The following is a 10,843-nucleotide window of genomic DNA, read 5'->3' as shown; positions in this document are numbered from 1 at the left end:
ATCATAAGGGGGAAAACTGTTACCTATCTATCCGGTTCAAACTGTTACCCATCTATCGGCTGGACACTGGCAGGCAGATGAGGGGCGGCGCCGACATCAGCCAGTGTCAGCGGCCTGGTTTGCCGACTCCTATCAGCTGCCTGATGATCGCATTGACCGCCGCGCGCGCGGCGTCCAGCCCCTGGCCGGTGTCGACGATGAAATCGGCCTGACGCCGCTTTTCCGCATCCGGCACCTGCTTGGCCAGGATCGACGCCAGCTTTTCCTCCGTCATGCCAGGCCGCGCCAGCACGCGGGCGCGCTGGGTCTCGGCCGGCGCAGTGACGACAACGACCTTGTCGACGCGGTTGCGACCGCCGGTTTCGAACAGCAGGGGAATGTCGAGGACGGCGATCGGCGCGCCTGATCTACGATGCCTGGCCAGAAAGGCATCGGCGTCGGCGCGCACCAGCGGATGGATGATCGCCTCGAGGCGCTTCAGCGCGGCGGCGTCACCGAGCACACGCGCGCCAAGCTTTGCCCGGTCGACCACCCCGGCAGATGTGGTGCCGGGAAAGGCGGCCTCGACCAACGGGGCTGCCTTGCCGGCATAGAGGCGATGCACCGTCTCGTCGGAATCATGGACCGGCACGCCGGCGTCAGCGAACATCCTGGCCGTTGTCGACTTGCCCATGCCGATGGAGCCGGTGAGGCCGAGCACGATCATGGCTTCGGCACCAGATCGGCGACGATTAGCGCCCGGAGTTCGGCCGTCACCCGCGGCCTGACGCCGAACCAGCGCTCGAAGCCGGGCACGGCCTGATGCAGCAGCATGCCAAGGCCGTCGACCGCCTTCAGATTTCGCCCACGGGCGGCCGCGAGCAGCGGCGTCTCCAGCGGCACATAGACGATGTCAGTGACGATGGCATGGTCGGGCAGCCGGGCGGGATCGGCCGACAGGCCTTCATTGCCATGCATGCCGAGCGCGGTGGTGTTGACCAGCAGGCCGGCATCGCCGAGCAGTTCATCGGTCGCCGCCATGCCATGCGCCGACACGCCGGCGCCGAAACGATCGCGCAATTCCTGCGCCCGGGCCACAGTGCGGTTGACGATGCGGATGTCGGCAACGCCGCGCTGCTTCAGCGCATGGATGACGGCGCGCGACGCGCCGCCGGCGCCGAGCACCACCGCCGGACCCTTGCTTGCCCAGCCCGGTGCATGATCGTCGAGGTTGGCGGCAAAGCCGTGACCGTCGGTGTTGCCGGCCCACAGGACGCCGCCCTCGAACCACAGCGTGTTGACGGCGCCGATTTCCTGCGCCGCCTCGTCGCGGCGTTCGGCCAATGCGAAGGCCGCTTCCTTGTGCGGGATGGTGATGTTGCCGCCGCGGTAATTGTTTGCCTGCAACGTGTTCACGAACTCGGCAAAATCCTGCGGCGCGACATCGATGGCCTGGTAGCTTCCGTCGATGCCATGTTTGGCCAGCCAGTGGCCATGGATCTTCGGCGAGCGCGAATGCTTGACCGGATGGCCGGTGACGAAAGCCTTCTTTGACGCCTCAGCCATCGATCGCTCCCAGCGTGCGCAGTTCGGCAAGCAGCGGCAACAGCGGCAAGCCGACAATCGTGAAATGGTCGCCTTCGATTTTCTCGAACAATTGAATGCCTTCGCCTTCGATCTGATAGGCGCCGACGCTGGACAGCGCCTTGGCGCCGACGCGGGCGAGATGGCGGCCGATGAAGGCCGGGTCGAGCTTGCGCATGGTCATCGAGGCGATGCCGACATGGCGCCACAAAACCTCGCCGTCGCGGACCAGCACCGCGGCGCTGTTGAGCTGATGGGTCCTGCCCGACAGCGCCAGCAGATGACGGCGTGCGCCTTCCCTATCGGCCGGCTTGTGGAACACCTCGTCGCCGAGCGACAGCGTCTGGTCGCAGCCCAGCACCAGGGCACCCGGCCTGCGCTCGCTGACTTCGGTTGCCTTGGCCTCGGCCAGCACCAGGGCGACGTCCTCGGGTGAGACACCGCTGTCCTGCAAAGGCGCCTCGAGCGCACGCTCGTCGACATCGGCCGGCACCGCCTCGACGTCGACGCCGGCATTGACCAGCATCGCCTTTCGGAACGGACTGCCGGAAGCGAGGATGAGTTTTTCGGTCATTTTGCACTCGGGCGCAGACACAGGCGCGGTTGGAGTATGATCAGCTCTAGTCCTGTAAGGTTGGCGCTGCCCCTCATTGTCCTGCCGGACATTTCTCCCCGTATAGAGACGGGGAGAAAGGGGCAGCTTCAGCGCTGGCGCTGTTTCCAGCCACAGTCGCGATTGGCGAAACCATCAATGACAGCGCCCCTCTCCCCGTCACTATACGGGGAGAGGATGCCGGCAGGCAGGTGAGGGGCGGCGCCGAATTTCCGCCAGGGAAGACTCGGAAAACGCACTCCTCGCTCATCTATCTATTCTTCCCCCGCAGGGCAACGATGGCCGCCGCCGTTTCCTCGATCGAGCGGCGGCTGACGTCGATCATCGGCCAGCCATGGCGCGTGCAGATCTTGCGGGCATAGGCGAGCTCCTCGCCGATTGCGGCGCGGTCGACATAATCCGATGCCTCATACGAGCCGCTGTTGCCGAGGATGCGATTTTGCCGGACATGCGAGATGCGCTCGGCGGTGGCGATCAGCCCGACGATCAGCGGCTTGCTGGCGGCAACCAGGCTTTCCGGCACCGGCACGCCGAGCACGATCGGGATGTTGGCGGTCTTGATGCCGCGATTGGCGAGATAGATGCTGGTCGGCGTCTTCGACGTGCGAGAAATGCCGATCAGCACCACATCGGCATCGTCCATGTTGAGCGGCAACTGGCCGTCATCATGGTCCATGGTGAAATTGAGCGCGTCGATGCGGCGGAAATACTCGGCGTCGAGGACATGCTGGGCGCCGACGCGGCGGCCGGCCGGGGTGCCGAGATAGGACTGGAACACGGTCAGCACCGGCTCCAGCACCGATACACAGGGCAGGCCCATGGCCGCGCAGCGCTCGTCGATGCCGCGCGCCAGCTTCTGGTCGACGACCGTATAGAGGATGATGCCCGGTTCCTCCTCGATGTCCTCGAACACCTTCGCCACCTGCTTTTCGGTGCGGATAAGCGGATAGATATGCTCGATGGCGCGCGCATCCTTGTACTGCGCCGAAGCCGCCCGGCCGGCGGCGAGCAGCGTTTCGCCGGTCGCGTCGGAAATCAGGTGCAGGTGGAAGAAGCTCTGGGGTTTGTTCACAGGGGGTCACCTGGGGCTGTGGGCTTCTGTGGATAAAGCGGGATGAAAAGACTGGCCTGTCGGAGGCGACTGTATCAGATGGCAGTTTGTCCACAATTCGATGCGCTGTCAGCTTCGTCGGGCGATTGGGGACAAGTTTGGGGACGGCTTTTTTCGACTACGGTCCGTCCACAGGACCCGCCTTTCACCGCAATGCCTAACGCTTTGACTCGATTGATCGATTCCGAGCCATCCCCAGAACCCTACATCTGGGAAAAAGAAACACGCGACAATATGTTGGCTGGTGTTTTCCGGGGCAAAGCGGGACAGGTGACAACCACCAGAACCAACAGACTCTTAGAATCAGAAGAATCTTAGATATAAGAATCTTTGATTATAGAAGAGGCTGGGAGAAGCGAGCGCCCGATGCCCCAGAACCGGATCATGCTGGATGTCCTGAAGGGCAAGGCTCATTTTCCGCCTCCGCTCTGGATGATGCGTCAGGCCGGACGCTATCTGCCGGAGTATCGGGAGACACGCAGGCGAGCAGGCTCGTTCCTGGACCTCTGCTACGATCCCGACCTTGCGGTCGAAGTGACCTTGCAGCCGATCGAGCGTTTTGGTTTCGATGCCTCGATCCTGTTTTCCGATATCCTTGTCGTTCCGCATGCGCTTGGCCGTGACGTTCGCTTTGAAGAGGGCAGAGGGCCGCTGCTGACGCCGATCACCGCGCCGGAGATTTTGGCTCTGGAAGGCAAGGTGTTTCACGTGAATCTCGAACCGGTCTATGAGACGGTTCGCCGGTTGCGGGCCAAACTGCCCGAAGAGACAACTCTGATCGGCTTCTGCGGCGCGCCGTGGACGGTGGCGACCTACATGATCGCCGGTCATGGCACGCCCGACCAGGCGCCGGCGCGGCTTTTTGCCTATCGCGAACCGGTGGCCTTTCAACGATTGCTGAAGGTGCTTGCCGAACATTCGGCCGCCTATCTCATCCGCCAGATCGAGGCGGGTGCGGATGTGGTGCAGATATTCGATTCCTGGTCCGGCGTGCTGGACGATGAGAGTTTCGACCTGTTCTGCGTTCAGCCGATGGCCGAGATCGTTGGCCGGGTGCGGGCGGTTCATCCCGATGTTCCGATCATCGGTTTTCCCAAGGGTGCCGGTTCGCGCTACCGGACATATCGACAGAAGACCGGCGTGACGGCGCTGGGGATCGACTGGACGGTACCCCTGATCGCAGCGAAGGAATTGCAGCGCTCGGGTGCGGTTCAGGGCAATCTCGATCCCTTGCGGCTCGTGGCTGGCGGCAAGGCGCTGTCGGATGGCGTCGAGGCGATCCTGAGGGCGCTGGGAGACGGGCCGCTGATCTTCAATCTCGGTCACGGCATCACGCCGGAGACGCCGATCGCCCATGTCGAGGCGATGGTGAGTCAGGTGCGGAGCGCGACACGCTGATGGCTGAGATGAAAAACGCGAACAGCACCGGTCAGGCGATGATGCGGATGATATCAGGTATCGCGGTGCTGGTCGTTCTCACCGCGCTTTTGTATTTCGCGGCACCCGACAGCTTCTATCTCTGGGCAAAGGCGATCCATATCCTCGCCGTCATCTCATGGATGGCGGGCATGCTCTATCTGCCGCGGCTGCTGGTCTATCATGCCGATGCCGAGAAGGGCTCGGTGCAATCGGAGACCTTCAAGGTGATGGAGCGGCGCCTGCTGCGCGGCATCATCAACCCGGCGATGATCGTCACCTGGGTGTTCGGCCTGTGGCTCGCCTGGAAGGGTTTTGGTTTCCAGGGCGGCTGGCTGCATGCCAAGATCGGTGCGGTGCTTTTGCTGTCCGCCGTTCACGGATATCTGGCCGGCGCGGTGCGCAAATTCGCCGAGGACCGCAATGAAAAACCGGCCAGGCACTGGCGGATGGTCAACGAGATCCCCACATTGCTGATGATCGCAATCGTCATCCTGGTGGTGGTCAAGCCGTTCTGATGCATGCTGCTCAAAAACGGCCAGGAGACAACGACGGGCAGTGATGCGTTTCAAGCCTTCATAGGTCACGCAAAACGCAGCTTGCTCTTTCACCCGACCGACGATAAAAGACGGGTCTTCCTTCCCGTCATGCGCCGCCCCTCATTGTTTTCGGCCGCGCCCGGCATTTGTCGCATCCCGCCGATATTTTCCCAAAGCCTACCCAGACTCCATCTATTCAAGGTCCGTCTATGCAAGAAATGAAACTCGCCGAGTTCAAGAACAAGAAACCGCCAGAGCTGATCGCTTATGCCGAATCGCTCGAGGTCGAAAACGCCAGCGTCATGCGCAAGCAGGAGCTGATGTTTGCGATCCTGAAGAAGCTGGCCGCCCAGGAGATCGAGATCATCGGTGATGGCGTGGTCGAGGTGCTGCAGGACGGTTTCGGCTTCCTGCGCTCCGCCAATGCCAATTATCTGCCAGGTCCCGACGACATCTATATTTCGCCGTCGCAGATCCGGCGCTTTTCGCTGAAGACCGGCGATACGGTCGAAGGGCCGATCCGCAGCCCGAAAGAGGGCGAGCGCTATTTCGCGCTGCTGAAGGTCAACACCATCAATTTCGACGATCCCGAAAAGATCCGCCACAAGATCCACTTCGACAATCTGACGCCGCTCTATCCGACCAAGCGGCTGAAGATGGAGATCGAGAATGCGACCACCAAGGACATCTCGCCGCGTGTGATCGACCTGGTCGCGCCGATCGGCAAGGGACAGCGCGCTCTGATCAACGCGCAGCCGCGTACCGGCAAGACGGTTCTGATGCAGAACATCGCCCACTCGATCACCGCCAACCATCCGGAATGCTATCTAATCGTGCTGCTGATCGACGAGCGGCCGGAAGAAGTGACCGACATGCAGCGCTCGGTGAAGGGCGAGGTGATCTCCTCGACCTTCGACGAGCCGGCGGTGCGCCACGTGCAGGTCGCCGAAATGGTCATCGAGAAGGCCAAGCGCCTGGTCGAGCATGGCCGCGACGTCGTCATCCTGCTCGATTCGATCACCCGCCTCGGCCGCGCCTACAACACCGTCGTGCCGTCATCCGGCAAGGTGCTGACCGGCGGTGTCGACGCCAACGCGCTGCAGCGGCCGAAGCGCTTCTTCGGCGCCGCCCGCAACATCGAGGAAGGCGGTTCGCTGACCATCATCGCCACCGCGCTGATCGATACCGGCAGCCGCATGGACGAAGTCATCTTCGAAGAGTTCAAGGGCACCGGCAACTGCGAAATCCAGCTCGACCGCAAGGTGGCCGACAAGCGCATCTATCCGGCCATGGACATCTTGAAGTCCGGCACCCGCAAGGAAGACCTGCTGGTTTCCAAGCAGGATCTGCAGAAGATCTTCGTGCTGCGCCGCATCCTGGCGCCGATGGGAACCACCGACGCAATCGAGTTCCTGATCGACAAGCTCAAGCAGACCAAGACCAATGCGGATTTCTTCGATTCGATGAACACGTAAGAGGACTGGCGAGGGCCAACGGGCAACTGCTTGCGCTGCCCCTCATCCGCCTGCCGGCACCTTCTCCCCGTATAGTGACGGGGAGAAGGGAGATGGCCGCACCCTCGGCGCTCGTTTGAAAATTGGCGAAACCGTCCATGACGGCGTCTTTCTCCCCGTCCCTATACGGGAGAAATGCCCGGCAGGGCAATGAGGGGCGGCGCCAGCGCCGCAATTTTGGGCTGATCGAGCAGCGTTGCCCTTATAGCCCTCACAACAATCGTTCCAACTCTTCAGCATCCGTCACGACCGGCAAACACACCTGCCCAGTACACAACCATGCACCCGCCTCGTTGGTCGGCGGCAGGATTCCGCCAGGCAGCAAGGGTCGATTCGTACCCGTACCGATCGGCACGACAACGTCGACGCGGCGGGGGTCCGGACTTCGATTCGCAATCGGAACGAGCTTTGGATCGTCAAGCGCATCGACGATGACCAGTTTGAGTGGCTCGATCGCCAGCGCGCAGGCGTTGACGATGCCAGCCTGGCCATAGGCCTGGTGCGCCGCGCGGCCGGCGGCGTGCTCGGCAACTTGCCAGGCCCTTTCCTGCAGGTCGAGATTGCCGGTGACGGAGGCCAGCCGGACCAGTGCCTCGATGATCTGGCCGGTGGCGGAGGGAATGGCCTCGTCGACATCGCCGCGGATGCGGATCGGCACGTCGGTGCTGTCCGAGGCGGTCAGGTAATAACCTGTCTTTTCGGTATCGGCGTGCCAATGGTCGAGCTGCTCGATAAACTGGCCGGCCTGGTCGACATAGCTCCAATTCCCAGTGGCCTCGAACAGCGAGATCGCTGCGTTGGCCATGGCGGCATAGTCGCTTGACAACGCAGGGAATAGTTTTCTGGCGCCGAGCATCGAATGCGGCAGACGGCCGTCGCGGCCGGCGGTGCTGATGTGGGCGAAGGCTTTTGCCGCCGCGTCGATCCAGTCGGGCCGCGCCAACGACCGACCGGCCTCTGCAAGCGCTGCGATCATCTGGCCGTTCCAGTCGGTGAGGGTTTTTGCGTCAAGACCGGGCCTGACCCGCTGTTCCCGCACGGTGAGGAGTTTCGCCTTGAGCGGGCCGATCTCTTCGCGATCGATCACATAGTGCGATTGCTGGGACAGGGTTTGGTGGACGACCGGCTTGCCTTCCCAGCCGTGCGGGCTGGAGAGCGTGAAGTGTTTGAAAAACAAGGCGGAATCGTCGCCGAGGGCGGCCTCGATCTCGTCTTGGCTCCAGGTGTAGAACAGCCCTTCCTCGCCGTCGCTGTCGGCATCGAGACTGGCGGCAAAGGCGCCGCCGTCGACGCGCATCTCGCGCAGCAGCCAGCCGATCGTCTCTTCGATTCGGACCCGGAACAACTCGTTGCCGCTTGCGACATGGGCCCAGTTGCAGAAGCGGATCAGCTGGGCATTGTCGTAGAGCATCTTTTCGAAATGCGGCACCAGCCATTCGGCATCGGTCGAGTAACGGCTGAGCCCGCCGCCGACATGGTCGTAGATGCCGCCGCTGACCATCTGTTCGAGGCTGTTGAGAACGTCGTCGCGATGGCTGGCGTTGCCGTCGCGCAGCCAGGACAGCCACAGCGTTTGCATGAACGGTGCATTGGGAAATTTCGGCGCGCCACGCAAGCCGCCCAGATCGCGGTCGATCATGCCGTCTATGCCCTTGGCAAGCTCAGCCAGCGTGTCGCGATCGAGCCCTGTTTTCGCGTGCGAGCCGGCGAGCCGTGCCTGGACATGTGTGGTCAGGCCGTCGGCGCTCTGGTTGAGGCTCGCCCGCTTCTCGCGCCAGGCCTTGTCCACCGCCTCCATCACCTGGATGAAACCGGGGCGGCCGTAGCGTGGCTCGCGCGGAAAGTAGGTGCCGCCCCAGAACGGCTTGCCGTCCGGCGTCAGGAACATGGTCAGCGGCCAGCCACCCTGCTCGCCCATCGAGGACAGCGCCGCCATATAGATCTGGTCGATGTCGGGGCGTTCCTCGCGGTCGACCTTGATATTGACGAACAGACGGTTCATGACGGCGGCGACACCATCGTCCTCGAAGCTTTCATGCGCCATGACGTGGCACCAGTGGCAGGCGGCATAGCCGACCGAGAGCAGGATCGGCCTGTCCAGCGCCTTCGCCTCCTCGAGCGAAGCCGGCGACCAGGCCCGCCAGTGGACGGGATTGCCGCTGTGCTGCTGCAAATAGGGGCTGGCTTCTTCAGCAAGCAGGTTTTGCGCGGGCAGCGTCACTGGGCAAACTCGGGTGCGATTGGCTGATGGGCGTAAAGCTAGGGCGGTTCGGTAGAGCGGGCAAATGATTTCAGGCGATTCCATCGTAGCGCTGTCGAGCGGCCGGCTGCCGGCCGGCGTCGCCGTCATCCGTATCTCCGGCCCACAAACTCGATTCGTTATCGAAACGATTGCCGGGGGTATGGTTAAAGACCGCGTCGCGGTCTTGCGCAGATTCACAGCGCCCGGCGGGTTGGTGCTCGACACCGGCCTGGTGGTTTTCTTTCCCGGTCCGGCCAGTTTTACGGGCGAGGATGTGGCGGAATTCCACGTTCATGGCGGACGCGCCGTGGTGGCCAGGATGCTGGAGACGATTACTGGTTTCGACGGCATCAGGCACGCGGAACCGGGCGAATTCACGCGCCGCGCCTTTCTCAACGGCAAGGTCGACCTGGTCGAGACCGAGGCGCTGGCGGATCTCGTCAACGCCGAAACCGAGGCGCAGCGGCGTTTTGCTGTCCAAAATGCCGAAGGCGCTCAGAGCGAACTCTATCTCGGCTGGCGTCGCCGACTGATCCACGCCCGTGCCATGATCGAGGCGGAGATCGATTTTGCCGATGAGGACGATGTCCCCGGTTCCGTTTCGGATACGGTTTGGTCCGATGTCAAAACTATGATCGGCGAGATCGACCGGCACATTGCCGGATTTCGCGCCGCCGAGATCATTCGCGACGGCTTCGAGGTCGTTATCCTTGGCGCGCCCAACGCCGGTAAGTCGAGTCTGTTCAACGCCCTGGCGCGGCGGGATGCCGCTATAGTAACGGATGAACCCGGCACGACGCGGGATCTGCTTGAAGTGACACTTGATCTCCAGGGGCTGCGGGTCCGGCTTACAGATACGGCCGGGCTGCGCGATGCGCCGGGGAAGGTCGAGGCGATCGGCATCGAGAAGGCCAGGGCCAAGGCGCATGGCGCCGATCTCTTGCTCTTGCTGCAGGACATCGCGAACCCAAGAGATGTCGGCGAGCTGCCGACTGTGGCGCCGACCTTGGGCGTAGGCACCAAGCTCGATCTACTGGAAGACCGTGCGGCGAGTAACGCGACGGAGCGCTATGACCTTGTCATTTCGGTGAAGAACGGGACGGGCGTGGAGGAACTGCTGGCAGAAATCGGCCGGCGGGCGGCGGAGGCAGCCGGCAGCGTCGGCGATGTCCTGCCGTCGCGCCTGCGCCACGTCGAATTGCTCGGCGCAGCGAATAGCCACCTGCGTCGCGCAACGGACGGCCGGACTGTCGGGCAGGAATTGCGCGCCGAGGAGTTGCGGCTTGCAGCAGATCGCCTGGGCCGTATTGTCGGCGCCATCGACGTCGAGGACATGCTGGACGTGATTTTCTCACAGTTCTGCATTGGGAAATGACTCACGTGAAACGATGCGCTCTCGTAAAATGACTCAGCTGTCGATGCAGAGATCTTGATGGACCGTTTGCGGAACGCCCCCATCGCTTCGTCATCCTAGGGCAAAGCAGGAGCGAAGCGACGTCGCGGAGACCCGAGGATCCATGCCGCGACTTCTGAGCGCGCGCCACGGTGCAGAATTCCGATCCGCTGTACTCTTTGGCCAAGATCACGGCATGGATCCTAGGGTCTCCGCGACGTCGCTTCGCTCCTGCTTTGCCCTAGGATGACGAACGTTGCGAACGCTTGGGTAAGACCTTCGAGCAGCGGCAAGGTGCGACTCACGTGAAACATCGGTGCCCCGATGACTCACGTGAAACACACGCGATGGCGGTGCAAGGCTGTTTCACGTGAAACGACTCGCGGAGTTTTCTTGACAGCCAAGCCTCGCGGGGACATGTGTCCCTTCAATCATTCGAGTCTGGGAAGTTT

9 protein-coding genes are annotated in these 10,843 nt (G+C 62.5%); 4 read left to right on the top strand and 5 right to left on the bottom strand.

Translation table 11 applies throughout. From position 1 onward, the window contains the following. Positions 1–106 precede the first annotated feature (106 nt). From coaE to AC0L24_RS32715, 4 genes are all read right to left on the bottom strand, one after another. On the bottom strand, positions 107–706 hold the full coding sequence (gene coaE / locus AC0L24_RS32730) for a dephospho-CoA kinase (protein ID WP_127398791.1): 600 nt from the start codon (positions 704–706) through the stop codon (positions 107–109). Further along, positions 703–1,545 (bottom strand): shikimate dehydrogenase, encoded by an 843-nt coding sequence (locus tag AC0L24_RS32725; RefSeq protein WP_128290174.1) that lies wholly within the window; start codon positions 1,543–1,545, stop codon positions 703–705. The genes coaE and AC0L24_RS32725 overlap by 4 nt, the downstream gene beginning before the upstream one ends. Then, the gene (locus tag AC0L24_RS32720) at positions 1,538–2,137 is read right to left on the bottom strand and encodes a Maf-like protein (protein WP_128290175.1); all 600 of its coding nucleotides are present in this window, start codon (positions 2,135–2,137) and stop codon (positions 1,538–1,540) included. Before AC0L24_RS32720 ends, AC0L24_RS32725 begins: the two co-directional genes overlap by 8 nt. Positions 2,138–2,426: 289 nt before the next feature. Further along, the gene (locus AC0L24_RS32715; RefSeq protein WP_127320737.1) at positions 2,427–3,248 is read right to left on the bottom strand and encodes a pyruvate, water dikinase regulatory protein; all 822 of its coding nucleotides are present in this window, start codon (positions 3,246–3,248) and stop codon (positions 2,427–2,429) included. A 405-nt stretch (positions 3,249–3,653) separates the two neighbouring features. Here AC0L24_RS32715 and hemE point away from each other — a divergent pair, with 405 nt between their 5' ends. The 3 genes from hemE to rho all read left to right on the top strand — a co-directional run bounded on the left by hemE (position 3,654) and on the right by rho (position 6,717). After that, positions 3,654–4,685 carry a uroporphyrinogen decarboxylase gene (gene hemE, locus AC0L24_RS32710; RefSeq protein WP_127808581.1) on the top strand — a complete coding sequence of 344 codons (1,032 nt, stop codon included), beginning with the start codon at positions 3,654–3,656 and terminating at the stop codon, positions 4,683–4,685. After that, positions 4,685–5,221, top strand: coding sequence for a protoporphyrinogen oxidase HemJ (gene hemJ, locus AC0L24_RS32705; RefSeq protein ID WP_127808583.1), 537 nt, complete (start codon positions 4,685–4,687; stop codon positions 5,219–5,221). Before hemE ends, hemJ begins: the two co-directional genes overlap by 1 nt. 230 nt (positions 5,222–5,451) lie before the next feature. Continuing rightward, positions 5,452–6,717 (top strand): transcription termination factor Rho, encoded by a 1,266-nt coding sequence (gene rho, locus AC0L24_RS32700; RefSeq protein WP_127268017.1) that lies wholly within the window; start codon positions 5,452–5,454, stop codon positions 6,715–6,717. A gap of 250 nt (positions 6,718–6,967) precedes the next feature. Here the strand turns inward: rho and AC0L24_RS32695 are convergent, their stop codons facing one another. Beyond that, positions 6,968–8,977 (bottom strand): thioredoxin domain-containing protein, encoded by a 2,010-nt coding sequence (locus tag AC0L24_RS32695; RefSeq protein ID WP_473564944.1) that lies wholly within the window; start codon positions 8,975–8,977, stop codon positions 6,968–6,970. Positions 8,978–9,041: 64 nt separating this feature from the next. Between AC0L24_RS32695 and mnmE the strand changes: the two genes are divergently transcribed. After that, entirely contained in the window at positions 9,042–10,373 is a 1,332-nt protein-coding gene (mnmE, locus tag AC0L24_RS32690) for a tRNA uridine-5-carboxymethylaminomethyl(34) synthesis GTPase MnmE (RefSeq protein ID WP_473564943.1), read from the top strand. The last annotated feature ends 470 nt before the right edge of the window (positions 10,374–10,843 follow it).

The organism is Mesorhizobium sp. WSM4809 (assembly GCF_055811655.1).
This window is presented reverse-complemented; position numbering and strand designations above follow the sequence as displayed.

Excerpts from the sequence above, each read along its gene's own strand:
- hemJ (WP_127808583.1), top strand. The coding sequence starts at position 4,685 with ATGGCTGAGATGAAAAACGCGAACAGCACCGGTCAGGCGATGATGCGG.
- rho (WP_127268017.1), top strand. The coding sequence starts at position 5,452 with ATGCAAGAAATGAAACTCGCCGAGTTCAAGAACAAGAAACCGCCAGAG.
- mnmE (WP_473564943.1), top strand. The coding sequence starts at position 9,042 with ATGATTTCAGGCGATTCCATCGTAGCGCTGTCGAGCGGCCGGCTGCCG.
- hemE (WP_127808581.1), top strand. The coding sequence starts at position 3,654 with ATGCCCCAGAACCGGATCATGCTGGATGTCCTGAAGGGCAAGGCTCAT.
- AC0L24_RS32725 (WP_128290174.1), bottom strand. The coding sequence starts at position 1,545 with ATGGCTGAGGCGTCAAAGAAGGCTTTCGTCACCGGCCATCCGGTCAAG.
- coaE (WP_127398791.1), bottom strand. The coding sequence starts at position 706 with ATGATCGTGCTCGGCCTCACCGGCTCCATCGGCATGGGCAAGTCGACA.
- AC0L24_RS32720 (WP_128290175.1), bottom strand. The coding sequence starts at position 2,137 with ATGACCGAAAAACTCATCCTCGCTTCCGGCAGTCCGTTCCGAAAGGCG.